Here is a 17,208-nt window from a genome sequence, read left to right as displayed (position 1 = left end):
AAAAAGAGTGGCCTCTCCACCAACACATTCGATGAGAGCCACTCTATTTGTCAACCCATAGGGAATTTCTCTTTCACACGGTTTTTATTCCCATTTTTTTATGATGTAATTTGTATCTGCTGTAAGTCTTTGATAGGCATTGTCAGCAATTGAATCTTGATCTTTCAGTTGTTTTAACAGTTGTTTGAAAAGCTTCATATGCTTGACGACCTTTTCTGCAGCGCCTTTTTCTTCATAATGACTGACCGCCTTTAAATGAATATTTAATTTATGGGCAGCCGTGTCATTTTTGATTTCTCCCTTTTCGCCCATGGATGCAATCAATGTTTTCATGTCGTTCGCACTCGTGGTTACGAAAGCCATACTGAAATGATGTATTCGGGAGTTATCAGGCAGAATGACTGCAGAAACTGTTTTGCTCGGATCCAAGGTTACCTGGTCATACAGGACCTGATAATTATGACCAAAGTTTGCTGGTCCTGATGGTGTATTACGGTAGTCGAATCGTGCAACAACATTCTCTCCCGATGGAACTGGGGAGGCATAGTTGTCAAACTGAACACTAAATTCCTGAACACTACCATCAGAATAAACAACGGCACCAGTACCGTTTTGGTTGGAAACCCCTGCACCAATAAAGGATAGCTGATTCCCCAAAGTGGAAGTTTGAATGGCGGCTTGTCCAGCTACATTATCCGGTGTACCAGCTGGAACATCTGGCCATTTGAAGGATACCCCATTGTGCGTTACAGTGGCACCTGGTGTTAATCCTTTTTTTGCAAGGGCCTGCGCAGAAAAGCTATTCCCTCCGTCAAGATTGCCAGGACTTGGATTGTCATCATCTGTAATCCCGATGTTGTTAAATGCACCAGAGAGTTTACCAGCTGTTGCAATGATTTCCACCGGCAGTGCATTCTCTACAGCATGTTCTTTTCCATCGAGCGTGTAGTTTCCCGTACCTTTTAATGTGATATCGACTGGGCTTGCGTCTTTTGGCGCAGTAACATTCCATGTCACTTTAATTTTTTTATGTGGTCCAACTTGGATTCCTTTAGTAGGTGTAATCTCCTCTACCTTCCAGCTATCCGGTACATCTAATGAGGCTGTCAGATCTTGGATAGCTTGATTCTCTACATTCTGGAATACTGCTGTTACGTTCACTGGAACTTCGGTCGGTATCTTACGATGTGGGAGCTCCAATAAAAATGGCTGCGGTTCAACTGTAAATCCTTCAAATTGAGCGAGACCGCTACTATCGCCAGATCCGTTTGCTGCCGTCATGAATACGCCTGCATCCACATTTTCTTTTGAACCAGGAACAAACACGGTATCTATTTCATTCCAATGCTTGCCGTCTGCACTGCTTGATGCTGTGTAGAGCGATCCATTTCGCGAAAGTCTTAGATATTGCGCCCCATTACATGATGTTACATTCTTTTTCGAATCCAGTTTTCCATCTCCATCGCTATCCCAGGAAAGCATACAGCCGTGGTCAGGTGTAACAGCTATATTGATATAGCCGGCTGATCCATTTTGATCAGTCAGGTCATTACGTGCAACTATTCCAGCACGTGCATATGGTCCGGTTCGATCCTGATGGACAACCTTGGTTGTTATTGTGTCAGTACTTCCCAATGCACTTTTTTTGTAAATGGCCCCGTAATTATTTTTAGACTTCCACATATCGTTGCCCGCACCATGAATGGCAAAATCATCTCCAGATTGGCTGAACGTGGCGTCATTAAAAGAGATCGTCTTATAGTTTTTATCAACATCATTTTCGATAAGCACACGTGCCTCTCCTGTTTCATTCCCCGTCTGATTTCCATTTTTAAATGCTGCACGTACTGTGAACTTTGCAGTTGTCAGTTCACTTCTATCATCTGGAGCACTTACTTCCCATTCAGCGGTAAATGTAGCTCCCTGGGCAACCTTTTCGGCAGATTCAGGAGTTTTTGCTTCGACTGTAAAACCCTTAGGCACATTTAGTTTAAGTTGGAGATTTTCAGCTGCTGTAATCCCGTTTTCATTGGTAAATGTTGCGCTGATGGTTGTCTTTTTATCATTATTGTTTAAAACATCTTTACTGCTCGTTACGTCGATTTTTCCTTCTGGTTGTTTGGCAAAAGTTTGTTGGATATCTTTGGCAATTTGAAAGGTATTTCCTTTTGTTTCAGTTGGGTACGTGTTGGTCTGATGTGTCCACTCTTCCCCAAAGTCGAACCAATCAATCGACGCAGGCGTTTTACCTGTCTTTAATGTTTGATCAAGTGAGTTAAAATAAGTTTGCCATCTTGCATAATAATAATCTCCCACCAGGCCAGACCATTGGCGCCGGCCATAGTCATCAAGTCCAGGTGTTCCCCATATGGAAATGAGGGATCTAGCATCGTATTCCAATTTATTACGTTCTTTATCATTCGTCGCCCAATTTTTGGCGTTTTCCAGCCATGGTCCAAGCATACTATGTTTATTGGTCGCCGTCACTTTGTCCGTTAGCTTCATGTAGTGAAGCCAAGCATTACTCAATTCCTTGAATTTCTTTCTATCTCCGTTGGTGTATGCAGCCTTGATCTTTGGAAATAGATTACGTCCTTTATTCGCCAAAAACTGTCTGGTGACGTCCATCAAATCAAATTGATATGCACTGTTCCCTCTCCGTTCAGCTTTTACTTTAAGGAGTTCTGTCAGAGCTCTCTCAAACTCGGGTTTATCATAATGCAGATCATTTTGAAAATGAATCCCTGTAGTAGGGGCAGTTAAACTAGGTTCAAGGCTATACATTTCTGTTGCTTTTTCACTTGAATTATCTGCAGGCAAATTGTAAAGCGTTTTGGAAATTGTCTTCCAAGCTGTTATCGCATGTTCATCAGCACCACCATAACGCGCTGTTGCATACTGGGCAAACCAATCATCCATGTCAACCGAATCATCATGCCAAGCCATTTCCGTGAAGAATTCCATGGCGGCCGGGTTGTTGTTAATTCCCTCAGGCATTAACGCAGTTCCTTTCAGTTTACTGTCATTTTTTTTGAGCCATTCAAAGTACTTCTCATTCCAAACAGTTAGATTAGCTCCCATGTTTGTATGGCCCCCGAAGTTCCAAATCGTTCCAAAAGCATAGGGCGTCCCGTCCCAATCTTTTTCCCGATCCTTCGCAGAGCTTCTTTCAGAAATACCATCCAATACGAGTACCTTGTCTTTATCGACCGCATCAATCGTTTCCGGAAGCGGATTGGAATGCCAGCCGAGGATCGCCCAAGTCGCTTTTGGATGTGCTTCTTCAAGAGCATCTTGGACTGCCTTTGAGGCATCACCAATGTCTACATTACCGGCCTTTCCTCCTTCATGAAGCAAGTCCATCTTATACATAGATGAATCACCGAATAATTCACTTTGGTTTTTGTAAAATGCTTTCGCTACCTTTGGATATAGCTTATTTGTCGGATCCAGCCAATCCGGTTGTGTGAAACGGTGATAGGTCCCTTGTGGAACAATATTTGCGCCTGGATTTTTTTCTTCAAATTCAAATGGTACAATCCCATGATATCCTGGAAATACTGGTGTCATTCCAAGGTCACGCAGACGATCAGCGATTTTCTTGCCAAGTTTAGCCCGTTTGTCAATCACACTTTGGGGAATCGGACTTGGATAACCGCTTAAGTTTTGTAATAACCACCATGGTTGGTGGGCAGGTGATGGTATCCAGTCCCTCATTTCTGATGCGGAATATCCAAACTCTTCAAAGGTTTTCTGAAAAACTGCTTCCGTACCTGGATAAACGAGAACTTCATTAATACCATGCGCTGCCAGTACATCGATTTTGCGCTCCCAATAACCCCAATCTTCATATGGATCAGTGTAACCTTCATCCGTATCATTCAATGCAAATCGATTATCAACGTTGGCATGGCGTTGAATTGTTTTTTCGGGCAAAGGTAATTTTTTAGGTAAATCTAACTGCTCTCCAGTCAGCGAAATGTTGGCATGGGCCACATACTTCAAATACCAGTTCCACCCCATTAATAAAGCGCTTGTACTGGAACCGGAAATGGTAATATGCTGACCAGGTCCAGGTTTAATCTCGAAGGTTTCCTCATCATATTTGGAGGGGGCAAGTGCCTCCAATTTAAATTGTCTGGCTTGTTTACAAGATAACCATCTTTCGATTAGCTTGCTGGCTGTTCTTAGATTGACTGATTCATTTCCAACATCGTTATTTTCAACGTGATAGCTCGCATTACCTATGCATGGTTTTATGGAACTACTTTGTTGTCCGTTATTATTCGACTTAGCATAGGACAAATCAGGCATGATAGAGAATAACAATAAGATGGCTATGAGGGGCACTATCCACTTCCATATGGGAACATTTCCTTTTTCCACTATTTAACTCCTCCCAATTACTTTTTATTTTCTTCCACACGCTTTAAATTTGAAGGATGCCACCAATACGAATTGTGTCGTAGCATGAAAAGTCTAGTTACATATCATGCTTTTGTGATTCGTTTCAAACTAACGGGTACATCTCACCATTTCTTCCGCAGTTTTTTAAAGAATTTTCCCTCAAATTTAATGAATCTCTGCATTCTATGTCATATATATCACCCCCTTAGGTAAGCGTTCTCATTTTTGGGGTTAACTGCGTACTTTTTTTAGATGCTTGTACACCTCCTTTGAAAAATCATGTAAAAAATGCGTAAGTGCCTTGGTTAGCCCCCCAAGTCTAATCCTGAAGTGGCGATTTTACCACGTAAAAAGAAAGCTTAAGACCTTAAGGCTATGCGCTGGGGCTAGACAAACAGATAAGTTTCTATATTGATCCTTCCCATCTTATAAAAAAGGCATGGCAAGCATATTGGATTGGCCAATCCAGCATGCTTGCCATGCCTAATCTAGTTAGTCACATGGTTTGTATTTGTCTATATTTTTAGACTATCACAAATATTTTACTAAGTAAATGGTTAAAGGGAAATTATGTAATTGATGTGGACGGATTCCACCAAAGGGCTAATAGCAATCAAAAAAACAGCAACCCCTTACTGCCAAGGGGTTGCTGTTTCGTTCACTGCTTTGATGACGTTATTCAAATTCTCCAAGCCTTTTTTTCGCAGCCATTCATAGAATGCTTCATCTCCATAGGATGCGAACGTTTCGACACCCTCTTTCCAAATCGCTCTGCCGCAAAGACAGCCATTAAAAGTCGCCCCGGCTTCTTTGGCAAAATACAATGTGTCGATAAATTGTTCATTGGTGACGCCGCCGCTCAAATATATGAATGGCAGACTGCTTTTTTCCGAGCAGCTGCGGTAGTATCCTGCTGCTTCCTCCCTGCTGAATACAGGATCATAGTTGTCATACTGTGCATGTCCCTCAATATGGAAAATGGATACTGGGACTTCCACCTTCAGCAAATCAATGCCATATTCCGGCTTGGAAAACTCCTCCATGAAATAGGAAACGATGACAGGTTTTTTTCTGGCAAATTCCTTCCCTTTTGCATCCAATCCTTCTGCACTATAGGAAACAGGCTCCAGAATGAAAGCAACATCGTTTTGCTTGCATTCATCTCCGACTCTTTTGATGAAAGTTTTTTTGATATCATTGTATTTTTCTTCTTCATTGATATCATAGTAGACTAATAGTTTTACTGCACTGGCACCGGATTTAACTAAATCCTGGACAGCATAAAAATCTACCAGGTTCGGCAGGCGGCCTTTTTCAGTGGCGTCATAGCCGGTTTTTTCATATGCCATGATCAAGCCGACCCCTTCCTGCAATTTTTCAGCTGCAGGCCAGCCGTATTCCGGATCAAGCAGCAATGATGCCGATTGATTTCCCAGTACATCACTGATCCCTTCCTTGAAGCGGGTAAGCCCCTCTTCATAAGAAATCTGGTCATTGAACCCCTGAATCATTTTTCCGAGTGAACCACGCTGGTCCATCGCTGTTGCTAAAACAATTCCTTTTTCGTCAGAAATTGCTTCCAATCCTTTTTGCTTCCCTGCTGTTCTATTCATTTATGCCATCCCCTTCATTCAAATGCTCCACGCTCATTTGTGCTACGCAATCGTCAATTTTTTCGGTATCCACATATCCAGTCTGCTTTTCCATGGCATTGAGCACTCCCATGGACAGCGCATATTTCAGCAATGCTGTAGCCGTCAGACCTTTCGATAGGCCGGCTGCAAAACCAGCAATCACACTGTCTCCCGATCCGACCGGGTTGACCGCTGTGATTTCTGGAGGTATGATTCGATAATATTCTTTTCCAATTTTAGCAAGAGCACCGTCCTTGCCTTGTGTGACGATCACCATCTCTATTCCTGAAAAGATGGCTTCTGTTTTAAGTACATGAATGATTTCCGTATCCGTTAAATCAGCTTGCCCTATCAGCGCTGCCAATTCCGATTCATTCGGCTTTATTAAAAATGGCTTGGCACTTCTTGCGGATAATGTCTCTTGCAGCAATTTGCCATTTACATCCAATAAAACAGGTGTCTTCATTTCTGCAGCAATTTCCAGCAACTTATTATAGAAGTTTTCCGAAACGCCAGGGGGCATACTACCCGAGATGGTAATATGTGTTGCTTCTAGTGCTTGTTGTTTGAATGCTTTTAAAAAGTCAGCTTGTTCCGCAGCTGAAATTTCCGGCCCATTTTCCAGGATTTCTGTTTGCTGCCCATCATGAATGATAGCAATGCAGTTTCGCGTTTGTCCGCTGATTGCTGTAAAACCGTCATTAATAGCTGACGCACCGATTTCTCCTCTGATAAAGTCCCCAAGGCTTCCACCCAAAAACCCGCTTGCCCGTACCTCTTCTCCAAGCTGATGCAAAACCCGACTGACATTCAGCCCCTTGCCGCCAGCTGTCTTTGAAACACCAGCTACCCTGTTGACCGTATCTAGTGCCAGACTCCCAACTGGATAGCTGATGTCCACTGACGGGTTTAACGTCACTGTCAAAATCATCGTTGTCCACCTCCTTTTCAAAGCCTAAGAGTCTGACCCCTGGCCTTTTGTTGATCAAATGGACAAAGGTCTGTAACCCTTAGTTGTCTGGTATCTCCCTCGTTTTCACACGGAGGTGCCATCATCCAATTTCAAGTGCCTGTTTTCTAACATGTCCTGTAAAGAATACAGTTTACCATTCACTTTCGGAACTTCTCTTTCCCAGCGACCACCACTGCTTGAATTTCCAGTTGCTGATTGACCACGACATAATCAGCAACTTTCCCAGGTGCTATGCTTCCAAGTTCTTTGTCTTTTCCCAAGCTTGCAGCAGGGGACAAAGAAGCACGATGCCAAATGCGATACAACGGATCATCGGTCCATTTCTGTAAATTGTATACACCGTCAATCAAGCGCAAGGTACTGCCAGCAAGTGATCCGCTCTCTGTCAAAGCTATTCCTCCATCGACCACGACAGGGAATTCTCCCAAATGGTAATTACCATCGGGCATTAAACCGGCACGCATGCAGTCTGTAATCATCACAAGATTATCTCTTTTCACCCGATAGGCAAATCGAGCCATTGTTGGATGCACATGATGCCCATCGCAAATCAATTCAGCGAAGACACGTTCGTCCGACAATGCAGCACCGGCAACTCCCGGTTCACGGTGATGGATGCCTTTCATGCCATTAAATAAATGAACATAATTACGCGCTCCAGCATCAACCGCTTCATGACAGCATGCATAATCCGCATCTGTATGTGCGATACTTGCAAGTACCCCATCCGCACTGACTTCGCGTATAAATTCAAAAGCACCTTCGCGTTCCGGTGCAAGAGCGATTTTGACAATCGTCCCATCAGCCAATTGCTGCCACTCTTGAAATTCTTTTATAGAAGGGTCACGGAAATAGCCAGGGTTTTGTGCGCCCTTATGTTTTTCTGTAAAGTATGGTCCTTCCAAAAAAACGCCTTCCGATTGGGCTCCTTCCAATCCATCTGCGACTGCTGAACGTATCGCATCAATTGCCTGCTTTAGATCTTCTTTAGAAGATGTAAGCGTGGTTGGCAGAAAGCGAGTCACTCCGATTTGCAGCAAGCTTGCAGAAATCTGCTTCACTGCCTCGACCGAGCCATCCATGATGTCGTATCCTTGCACACCGTGGATATGCGTGTCGAACAAACCTGGCGCAACCGTGTATCCACTCCAGTCCACCACTTCAGCATCTGCCGGTATTATCTCGGTAAACCCGATAAACCTGTCATTAGTAATGTGCAAATAACTGTCACGTTTTTCACCGTCTTCCAGCAAAAAACAATCTGCTTTTACATAGTAGTCCATATAGATTACTTCCTTTTCTTTCTTAGCTAAATTCCATCCGATTCAACGCTTTCCTTCCGCTTTTTCACAGAGAAAAGTTTCATATTTTCTTTTGCTTCTTTTAAAACAAATGCTGTGAATGAATCGATATCCATGTCACGCTGGAAAAGACCGCTTAAAATCATTGGTGAGTTTACCCCTCCAATAACCCGTACCCCTTCCATTGTGGATGCTATCTTACTGCTAACATTAAACGGCGTGCCACCAGCCAGATCGGCAAAGCATACGACACCGTCCCCATTTTCTACTTCTTGAATTGCTACTTCCAAATCCTTTTTCAATTTGTCCGGGTCTTCCAAAAACGGCACCACTTTAATCTGTGTTACCTCACCTGCAATAAGTTGCACAGACTCCAGCATCCCATTTGGAAATGAACCGTGACCAGTCAATACGATTCCAATCATCATCACACCTGCTTTCATTCAAACATTTATTTCTGAAGGATTTTTTACTATCTTCCTTCACTAAAAGACTTACATGATTTTAAAGTAAGATCCGACCAGCCCAACGACAACTGTTAAACCAATAAGCAACAACGGGGAACGGCCTTTTTTCAACAACCAGTAAACAAGCAGCGTATAAGCTAGCGGCAGCAATGCCGGCATAATTTTATCCAAAACATCTGCCTGGATTTTGATTGCTCCATCTCCTGAACCCCAAACATACTTGATTTTAAAACTTACATAGGTTGCGATCAGTCCACCAACAACTGTCAGACCAACAATTGATGCTGCGCGTGATACAAGCTGTGTTCCTTCTTTCAGTTTTGCAATCGCTTTGACACCCATTTTATAGCCATAGGACATTAACCCAAATCGCACGCCAAAGTGAATGACGTTGAAAATAATCAGAAACACAAACGGACCCGCAATATTGCCGTTAACAGAAAGGGAGGCACCTATTCCAGCTGCGATTGGAAGCAGAGTCAGATAAAACATCGCATCTCCAATCCCGCCAAGTGGTCCCATCATAGCTACCTTGATTCCACGGATTGCTTCACGATCTTCTTTCTTCTGTTCCATGGCCAGAATGACCCCCATGATGAAGGTGACTAAAAATGGATGTGTGTTAAAGAATTCCATATTGTCTTTCATCGATTTGCTTAGGTCTTTCTTATTCTTGTGTATAGCCCGCAGTCCTGGCAGGATGGAATAAAGCCAGCCGCACGCCTGCATCCTTTCGTAGTTGAAGGATGCTTGTAAAAGCAATGATCGCCATGCCAAATGCCGCAATTGTTTGCCATCTAATTCCGCAGCAGGCGTCGTATCTTCATATTGATAAGCATTAGATTCCATCAGTTATTTCCTCCTCTGCATATCCGCGATTATTCGGTCCCTTTTTGTTTTTGTTCTGATAAAAGTCATACAAAGCAATTGCCAGACCGATTAAAGCAATTGCCAATATCGGCAGCTCCAAGTAGGCAGCCAAAATGAAACCGACAATAAAGAACATGATATACTCCAATTTCATCATGATTCTAAGCAGCATGGCAAAACCGATTGCCGGCATGATGCCCCCTGCAACAGACAATCCATTTATGATCCACTCCGGGACGGATTTGACCGCAGCGGCAGCCTGTTCTGCACCAAAGTAAATAGGCAAAAATGCAATCAAAGCGTTAAAAACGAATAGAATGACAGGACCAAGATAGTTGATGCGATCAATACCGCGATAATTTGCTTCCAATGCATATTGATCCGCTTTGTGCATGACTGGAGCGTAAGCAGTGAAAAACAGTGTAATCAATCCTTGAACAGCTACCGCAAATGGAATGGCTACACCGACAGCGACCTTTGGATCCTGACCGGCTATAATTCCGAAAGCGGTACCAATCACGCCGCCGATAACCACATTAGGTGGCTGAGCCCCAGCAAGCGGGACCATCCCCATCCAGATTAATTCCAATGTACCGCCGACAATCAGACCAGTTGTCACGTCCCCAAGAATAAGGCCGACCACAAGTCCGGTAACAATTGGACGGTGCGCGTGTGTTAAGCCGTTATACAGGTCAATACCGGCAATACCTGCCCAAATTGCGATTAAGATTGCTTGTATTAACATAAAACTTTCCCTCCCCTTTTTGTTATTGAACGTGAAAATATGTTTTACAGTTGCTTGGAGATACGACGCTGTTATTGCTTTGAGATATGCTCTATCAGCAACTTCAGCCTCCTTTTGAGGCTGTTATTGCTTTGAGAGATGCTCTATCAGCAACTTCGGCTTCTTTTTGAGGCTGTTATTGCTTTGAGACATGCTCTATCAACAATTCCGGCTTCTTTTTGAGGCTGTTTTTGCTTTGAGACATGCTCTATCAACAATTTCGGCTTCCTTTTGAGGCTGTTATTGCTTTGAGAAGTGCTCTATCAGCAACTTCAGCCTCCTTTTGAGGCTGTTATTGCTTTTACTGCAGCTCTATCAGCAGTCTAATCCAGAATGATTGGATAAGGCTTTCCTATTCCTGCCCAAAATCAAAACGTCAGCTATTTTATTCAAAAGAACCTCAACTGTAATCTCCCAGCAACTGTTCAACGCTTATTTGTTAAGCAGTTCCATGATGTTTTGGCCTCTTTCATTTGGGACCTTGCGCAAGTCCAGTTCGACTCCAAGTTCGCTCAGCTTGTTAAACGCTTCGATATCTTCATCATCTACAGATACAGTGGATGAAATTTGCTTCTTCCCTTCTGCATAATGCATGTTTCCGACGTTGATATGATCGATAGGGACGCCTCCTTCTTTTAGCTTCAGAGCATCCTGCACATCTCTTACGACCAGAAAAATCTTTTGTCTTGGTGATGCATTATGGATAATGTCAATCGTTTTTTGCAAAGTGAAATATCTCGCCTGAATAGTGTCAGGGAGCACCATGTCCATCAGATTCTGCTGCACTTCATCGGACGCGACTTTATCATTAGCTACCACAACTAGATTTGCACCCAGGTGGTTCACCCAAGTTACTCCCACCTGTCCATGAATCAAGCGATTGTCTATTCTAGTCAATAAAATATTTGGATTTGCCATGTTAATCTCTCCCTTTTCAAATGTAATCGATTCCTTGGGACGCCCCATCCCCCTAACTTTATTTTTACATTATTGGGTTAACCCCCGAGGCTTTTCTGTCAGTCTAATTCATAAATGGTGACGCCTTGCACTACGCGGTTGACTTTGCCTTCCGGGCTTGGATTATCTGGTGTGATACCGAGCTGCAGAGATTTTTTCAACGCCAGCACTTGCGCGAACATGACATACAGCAATGCCAGCTGAAAATCTGTTTCCAGTTCATCCTGGCCATCATTGACCGCAATCGTCCAATCAGCCAGTTCTTCTACTTCCGGGGTTGCTTTTTCTGTCAGTGCTACTACTTTGGATGTTTCACCGGAAAGCTCTCTTAAGATGTCCAGATCATATTTTCTTGTGTACGGATCCTGAGACATCATCAATACAACAACCGATTGATCATGAAGGATGGATTTTGGACCATGCCGGAAACCGAGTGATGATTCATTGACTGCAACGACATTGCCCGCAGTCAATTCCAGCATTTTCAAGGCAGCTTCATGGGATAATTGGCCAAGCAATCCGGAACCCAGATAGATGATTCTATTAAAATCAAAATCCAACACTTGATCGACAGTCGTTGAGATTTTTTCCCGCAGTAACTCTGCGTTGGCAATAACTCTTGCTGCGGTTTTTCCAGTAAAAGGTGTACTGCTGAAAAGGAAACGCGCTGCAATCATCATGCTAGTGTAACTGCTCGTCATCGCAAAACCTTGATCGTGTGCTTTTTCCGGTGTTAAGATGGTCAAACTATTCGCATCATTAACAGTGTTTTTAGCCAGCTGTCCGTCTTTATTACACGTAATGACAACTTGATAGAAATCCTTGACGATTTGCTGGCCAAGTTTCACTGCTGCAACACTTTCAGGGCTGTTCCCTGATCTCGCAAAGGAGACGAGTACTGTCGGTACACCTGCGAGTAAATATTCTGTCGGGTTGGAAACAATATCAGTTGTCGCAATCGCTTCATAATCGAGTTTCGGATTGCCCAGTTTGCGCAATTCAGGTACAAGCGTATCCCCCGCAAATGCAGATGTTCCTGCACCTGTGAAAATAACTTTTACCCTCCCGTGCTTTGCAATTATCGAAGCAATAAAACCCTGCAACGCATCTTTTTCTCCAAATAATTTTTCTGTCAATTCTTGCCATACTTCTGGCTGCTGATAGATTTCAGTTGCAGTGTAATGTGCTTTTTTTTCTTTCAATTCTTCTGAAGACAGTCCAAACATTTATTTTCCTCCTATTATGTGTGATCCATTTGTGGTAATGTTGTCATAACCAGTTGCTAGTTAAACGTTTATACTTTTCAAATAAATTGATAGATTCCCAGTTTCAATTGCCGCGTTCAGGTGGAATCAGTCCAATTCCACCGTATAATGAAATTTGTCACCGCGGGCAACGCTAACGGTATACTCAATCAGAGTATCATGATGGTATGCATATCTCCTGACAAGCATCGCCGGGTTATTATTGGCTACATTCAAGTGCTCAGCTTCGTCTGAACGTACCAATGTGGCTGAAAATTGTTCCACAGCTTTTGTGACAAAAACATGATAATCCGCTTGAAACACATCATACATCGGCCGCTCCACCAAATCAGAGGCAGTCAAATGCCGAAAAATACGCTTAGGCAAGTATGATGTTTCATACATTAATGGCTCCTCATCTGCCAAACGCAGACGAATTACTTGAAATACCTCTTCCTTTGGTTTTAGTTTCATTTGTTTTGCGAGATGTTCATCTATCTCCAGTTCACGAAACGAAAGCACCTTCGTAGAGGGCTGCCTTCCCTGCTCTTTCATCGCTTCAGTAAAGCTGTATAGCTTTACCAAGTCCTGGTCATATGTTTTCGAAGCGACGAATGTTCCTTTGCCGTGTTCTTTGTATATATAACCTTCCCGCTCAAGTTCCTGCAGGGCCTGGCGGACGGTGATCCGGCTTAATTCATACAAGTCGCATAACTCACGCTCAGATGGAAGCTTATCATGCACTTGATATTTGCCGTCTTGTATCTGTTTGATGAGTTCCTCCATTAATTGCAGATATCTTGGAACCCGGCTTGTTTTATCCACTTGTGCCCGGTCACCTCCTTGAAGTTAGCTATATTCGGTGGTTATAACCAGTTAATTTCATTGTAAGTCCTTCTACTGGATTTGTAAAGGGGAGAAGAATTCGATGATGGATGGCAGGCGGTCTCTGATGATAAAATCCACCAAAGTATCTAAAAGGATCCTTCAATGGTCCGCCCCCCTAACTAAGCAAGGTCCACCTTCTTAAAATCCCACCTAATAATCTAACTGGCGCAAATACAAAAGAAGATCATCATCTTGCTTTTTAAGTGTATATTTACGAATCTGGCTATCTATCTTCTTTTGTTGCTTACTGTCATTGCTAAACATATTCATTAAATGAAAAAGTGGGCTGCTAACAATCCCTGCGCCACCATGGAATCCCAGTTCAAATCCCATTTGTTCAGTTTCTGATAATGGCAGCTCCAGTGTGCTTTAAAAAATCTTTCTTATAAAATTTGGTAATTAATATTCTCGGCGCTTTTTCTTCTAATGCTGAAAGCAATCCTTCTGCGTTATTGACCACCACACAACGATCTGAATCCGCTTGTTTCATTTATGACACCCCTCGCACTTTAATTATTTTCTGACCATTCACTCATTAACATTATTTCAAAGTTACGAAATGAATGCAATGGGATTTTTTATATTTCCTCTGTTAATATTCTATAGTTAAAAAAGCCTGCCTATAACCAAAATATGATGCTGGTCTGCCACTCTTGCGAACTTTCAATGAAAAGAAAATGAATCAGAACGCCGCGTATTTCCCCGCCGCACTAAATTCAGCTATAATAACAGCATACTATTTCAAGAGACAGAAAAGGACAGGAGCCACTTCATGAATATGTTAAAAGAAAAAAATAAAGTATACGTTGCACCAAAGCCGCTCCCCAACATATGGATCGTAATCCTGCTCGGTTCGTTGACTGCATTCGGTCCCCTATCCATGGATATGTATTTGCCCGGTCTCCCGTCGGTCACCGAAAACTTTCAAACAACTGCATCAAACGGCCAGTTGAGCATTACTGCCTGTCTGTTAGGGCTTGCTGCCGGCCAGCTTATTTTCGGTCCGCTCAGCGATATCCAAGGCCGCAGAAAACCATTGCTCGTCACATTGATTCTTTATGCGGCAAGTTCGCTGCTATGTGCATTCAGTCCGAATATCTGGGTGTTCATTGTCCTGCGCTTCTTCCAAGGATTGACAGGCGCTGCGGGCATTGTGATTGCACGCGCTTCCGCAAGAGATATGTATTCCGGAAAAGAACTGACGAAATTCATCGCACTGCTCGCATTGGTGAATGGGGCCGCCCCCATCCTTGCACCCATCTTGGGCGGGGGCATTTTGAAATGGACTTCCTGGGAGTTCGTTTTCATGATCCTCTGTGCAATCGGATTGATCATGTTCCTTTCCGTCGCCTTCTCCTTACCGGAAACACTGCCGCAAGAAAGACGTACACAAGGGAATCTTTTCGCGATTTTGAATACGTTTAAAGACCTTTTCAAAGATCGCGTGTTCATTGGAATCGCGCTGGTCCAGTCATTTATTTCGATGAGCATGTTTGCATATATTTCCGGATCGCCATTTGTGTTACAAAACGTCTATGGTGTTTCCCCGCAACAATTCTCCTTCATTTTCGCGTTGAATGGTCTTGGAATTATCATTGCGGCACAAACCACTGGGAGACTGGCTGATACATTTCAGGAATTGACTCTTCTTCGTACTGCGATGCTGATTTCTTTTTTCGGCAGCTGTTTACTGATAGGTTCTGTACTTTGGCATTTGCCGCTTGTGCTTGTACTTATTGCATTGTTCCTTGTCGTATCCAGTGTGGGGATGGTCAATACAACGTGTTTTTCACTTGGCATGGAACGGCAGGGCCATGTCGCTGGAAGCGCCTCGGCATTTCTTGGTATTCTTCCCTTTGGCGGCGGCGCGCTTGTTTCACCACTAGTAGGACTGGGTGGTGAGAACACCGCCCTCCTGATGGGGCTCGTGATCCTGTTATGCAGTTGCACTGCCATCTTGATGTATATGACATTGATTCGTAAAAGACAATAAATAGGCTGCCCGAGAGTATGCCTTGGACTGCAGACAAATAGTGTTTCAGAACGAGAGATAAGTTTTGAAACACTATTTTGTTCTCATAATCAATTGGAGACCAAAGATTGAACCAGCAACATTCTAGCGATAGGCACGAAAAGATCGCTCGTTTTCCAGTGTATATTCTTTATGATGCACTCTTTTTATGAGTGAGAAATAGACTTGGAATAAAGACGATCACAAGGACAATGGCAGCTACGAGGAACCCTGCCTGGTAACCTTTTAAACTATTGGCAATGGTTGGCTGCGATCCTTGTATAACAGTTGCTACGACGGTTGCAATAACAGCAGAACCAAAGCTTGAACCAAGATTTTCAATGATATTAATACCGACACCAGCCTGAGGAAGCTGTTTGCTTGCAAGTCCGGTGTATGCATCACTTGTCAATGGAAGCATAATACCTCCAAAACTAGTACCACGAATAAATAATATGATAGAAATCCAAAGCATACTCGTTTTATCAGTGATAAAAATAAGTGGAATAGATCCGATAAGCGAAATAATGAGGCTGACCATCACCACGTATTTCGCGCCAATCCTATCAATCATCCTTCCGATCATCGGCCGGGTAACGAGCATGCCAACTCCTTGAGGAATCAATGCAAGCGCGGCTTCGATAGCCGTGAAATGACGCAAGTTTTGAAAGAACAATGGAAGTATAAGCATTGGTCCCATGACAGCAATATTCGCTAAGAACAATCCAATGCTGGATGCTGAAAAGCTTTTGTGTGCAAACAAATTTATTGGAAGCACGGTTTGATTCTTTCTGATGTGATTATATACGACATATATTACTGCTAAAGCAAGCCCAATGCCTCCCCATAGAAGTGTTTCTTTATTATTGAAGGAGGCATGGTCCGCTGCTTTCGTAATTCCATATATCAATGCTGCACTCATGAATGACAAATCAACAATACCAAAAACGTCAAGCTTACTATCTTTGTTGAATGGTTCAAAATCTGGGATAGTTTTCATCATAATTGGTGCTGCAATCAAGACGATGAACACGTTGATGAAGAAAATCCAATGCCAGGATGCAGCATGAACAATGAATCCTCCGATTACAGGCCCAAGTATCGGACCCAAAATCATCGGTGTACTGACAATTGCCATCACCCTTCCCAGATTTTTCGGTCCGGCAGTTTTAACCAAAAGTGTCGACATAAGGGTCGTAATAATTCCGGCACTAAATCCCTGTAGCAAGCGGAACAAGAGAAAACTGGATATATCCCAGCTAAAACCAGCTAAGACAGAAATGACACCAAAGGCTATGACTGCACCCACGAAAATTTTCTTTCCATTATATTTATTCATAAGCCAGCCAGATACTGGGACAGCAATGGCAAGAGCTAATACATATCCCGTAACAGACCATTGAACAGTACCAAGCGTCGTGCTGAAATCTTTCATTAGTTGATCGATAGCAATATTTACCATCGTGGAGTCAAGCATCGGAGCAATTGCGCCAAGTGCAATTGCCCATGCAGCCGCAAGTACTTCTTTTGGCAACTCTTGCTCCTTTACGTTATCTTTTGACATGTGGATCTCCTCTCTTTTTTGTTTCCTTGTCAACAAAATATAACATCTTTTTGTTTCCTCGTCAACAAAATAAAACAAATAAAAAGGACAGCCCGTTTTAATAGGGTC

At 43.0% G+C, this 17,208-nt stretch carries 14 protein-coding genes; 1 reads left to right on the top strand and 13 read right to left on the bottom strand.

Features of this window, described 5'->3' with window-relative positions; genetic code table 11:
• Positions 1-84 precede the first annotated feature (84 nt).
• The 12 genes from ACFSMW_RS16565 to ACFSMW_RS16510 form a co-directional block, all read right to left on the bottom strand.
• Entirely contained in the window at positions 85-4,386 is a 4,302-nt protein-coding gene (locus ACFSMW_RS16565) for an alpha-N-acetylglucosaminidase TIM-barrel domain-containing protein (RefSeq protein ID WP_390357408.1), read from the bottom strand.
• Between the two features lie 653 nt (positions 4,387-5,039).
• Positions 5,040-6,020, bottom strand: coding sequence for a tagatose 1,6-diphosphate aldolase (locus tag ACFSMW_RS16560; protein WP_390357407.1), 981 nt, complete (start codon positions 6,018-6,020; stop codon positions 5,040-5,042).
• Complete coding sequence (locus ACFSMW_RS16555) at positions 6,013-6,972, bottom strand: hexose kinase (RefSeq protein ID WP_390357406.1); 960 nt, start codon at positions 6,970-6,972, stop codon at positions 6,013-6,015. The genes ACFSMW_RS16560 and ACFSMW_RS16555 overlap by 8 nt, the downstream gene beginning before the upstream one ends.
• Positions 6,973-7,151: 179 nt before the next feature.
• Positions 7,152-8,297 carry an N-acetylglucosamine-6-phosphate deacetylase gene (gene nagA, locus ACFSMW_RS16550; RefSeq protein WP_390357405.1) on the bottom strand — a complete coding sequence of 382 codons (1,146 nt, stop codon included), beginning with the start codon at positions 8,295-8,297 and terminating at the stop codon, positions 7,152-7,154.
• Between the two features lie 26 nt (positions 8,298-8,323).
• Positions 8,324-8,740 carry a PTS sugar transporter subunit IIA domain-containing protein gene (locus ACFSMW_RS16545; RefSeq protein ID WP_390357404.1) on the bottom strand — a complete coding sequence of 139 codons (417 nt, stop codon included), beginning with the start codon at positions 8,738-8,740 and terminating at the stop codon, positions 8,324-8,326.
• 69 nt (positions 8,741-8,809) lie between these two features.
• Positions 8,810-9,631, bottom strand: coding sequence for a PTS system mannose/fructose/sorbose family transporter subunit IID (locus ACFSMW_RS16540; protein WP_390357403.1), 822 nt, complete (start codon positions 9,629-9,631; stop codon positions 8,810-8,812).
• A complete protein-coding gene (agaW, locus tag ACFSMW_RS16535) occupies positions 9,621-10,397 on the bottom strand; it encodes a PTS N-acetylgalactosamine transporter subunit IIC (RefSeq protein ID WP_390357402.1) in 777 nt (258 codons plus the stop codon). Before agaW ends, ACFSMW_RS16540 begins: the two co-directional genes overlap by 11 nt.
• Positions 10,398-10,868: 471 nt before the next feature.
• Entirely contained in the window at positions 10,869-11,354 is a 486-nt protein-coding gene (gene agaV, locus ACFSMW_RS16530; RefSeq protein ID WP_390357401.1) for a PTS N-acetylgalactosamine transporter subunit IIB, read from the bottom strand.
• Positions 11,355-11,452: 98 nt separating this feature from the next.
• On the bottom strand, positions 11,453-12,619 hold the full coding sequence (locus tag ACFSMW_RS16525) for an SIS domain-containing protein (RefSeq protein ID WP_390357400.1): 1,167 nt from the start codon (positions 12,617-12,619) through the stop codon (positions 11,453-11,455).
• 126 nt (positions 12,620-12,745) lie between these two features.
• Positions 12,746-13,462, bottom strand: a complete 717-nt coding sequence (locus tag ACFSMW_RS16520; RefSeq protein WP_390357399.1) for a GntR family transcriptional regulator — start codon at positions 13,460-13,462, stop codon at positions 12,746-12,748.
• A gap of 213 nt (positions 13,463-13,675) precedes the next feature.
• Positions 13,676-13,858, bottom strand: a complete 183-nt coding sequence (locus tag ACFSMW_RS16515) for a hypothetical protein (RefSeq protein ID WP_390357398.1) — start codon at positions 13,856-13,858, stop codon at positions 13,676-13,678.
• Positions 13,859-13,862: 4 nt separating this feature from the next.
• On the bottom strand, positions 13,863-14,015 hold the full coding sequence (locus tag ACFSMW_RS16510; RefSeq protein WP_390357397.1) for a hypothetical protein: 153 nt from the start codon (positions 14,013-14,015) through the stop codon (positions 13,863-13,865).
• A 282-nt stretch (positions 14,016-14,297) separates the two neighbouring features.
• Here ACFSMW_RS16510 and ACFSMW_RS16505 point away from each other — a divergent pair, with 282 nt between their 5' ends.
• Positions 14,298-15,518, top strand: coding sequence for a multidrug effflux MFS transporter (locus ACFSMW_RS16505; protein WP_390357396.1), 1,221 nt, complete (start codon positions 14,298-14,300; stop codon positions 15,516-15,518).
• A 169-nt stretch (positions 15,519-15,687) separates the two neighbouring features.
• Here ACFSMW_RS16505 and ACFSMW_RS16500 read toward each other — a convergent pair whose 3' ends face one another.
• A complete protein-coding gene (locus ACFSMW_RS16500; protein ID WP_390357395.1) occupies positions 15,688-17,100 on the bottom strand; it encodes an MDR family MFS transporter in 1,413 nt (470 codons plus the stop codon).
• Positions 17,101-17,208: the final 108 nt, after the last annotated feature.

This window comes from Tigheibacillus halophilus (assembly GCF_042683165.1).
Taxonomy (GTDB): domain Bacteria; phylum Bacillota; class Bacilli; order Bacillales; family Amphibacillaceae; genus Tigheibacillus; species Tigheibacillus halophilus.
The sequence above is the reverse complement of the archived record's forward strand: the minus strand, read 5'-3'. Positions and strand labels throughout refer to the sequence as shown.

What these genes read in the sequence shown, in the direction of transcription:
- ACFSMW_RS16560 (WP_390357407.1), bottom strand. Translation starts at nt 6,020, where the DNA reads ATGAATAGAACAGCAGGGAAGCAAAAAGGATTGGAAGCAATTTCTGAC.
- ACFSMW_RS16555 (WP_390357406.1), bottom strand. Translation starts at nt 6,972, where the DNA reads ATGATTTTGACAGTGACGTTAAACCCGTCAGTGGACATCAGCTATCCA.
- nagA (WP_390357405.1), bottom strand. Translation starts at nt 8,297, where the DNA reads ATGGACTACTATGTAAAAGCAGATTGTTTTTTGCTGGAAGACGGTGAA.
- ACFSMW_RS16545 (WP_390357404.1), bottom strand. Translation starts at nt 8,740, where the DNA reads ATGATTGGAATCGTATTGACTGGTCACGGTTCATTTCCAAATGGGATG.
- ACFSMW_RS16540 (WP_390357403.1), bottom strand. Translation starts at nt 9,631, where the DNA reads ATGGAATCTAATGCTTATCAATATGAAGATACGACGCCTGCTGCGGAA.
- agaW (WP_390357402.1), bottom strand. Translation starts at nt 10,397, where the DNA reads ATGTTAATACAAGCAATCTTAATCGCAATTTGGGCAGGTATTGCCGGT.
- agaV (WP_390357401.1), bottom strand. Translation starts at nt 11,354, where the DNA reads ATGGCAAATCCAAATATTTTATTGACTAGAATAGACAATCGCTTGATT.
- ACFSMW_RS16525 (WP_390357400.1), bottom strand. Translation starts at nt 12,619, where the DNA reads ATGTTTGGACTGTCTTCAGAAGAATTGAAAGAAAAAAAAGCACATTAC.
- ACFSMW_RS16515 (WP_390357398.1), bottom strand. Translation starts at nt 13,858, where the DNA reads ATGGGATTTGAACTGGGATTCCATGGTGGCGCAGGGATTGTTAGCAGC.
- ACFSMW_RS16510 (WP_390357397.1), bottom strand. Translation starts at nt 14,015, where the DNA reads ATGAAACAAGCGGATTCAGATCGTTGTGTGGTGGTCAATAACGCAGAA.
- ACFSMW_RS16505 (WP_390357396.1), top strand. Translation starts at nt 14,298, where the DNA reads ATGAATATGTTAAAAGAAAAAAATAAAGTATACGTTGCACCAAAGCCG.
- ACFSMW_RS16500 (WP_390357395.1), bottom strand. Translation starts at nt 17,100, where the DNA reads ATGTCAAAAGATAACGTAAAGGAGCAAGAGTTGCCAAAAGAAGTACTT.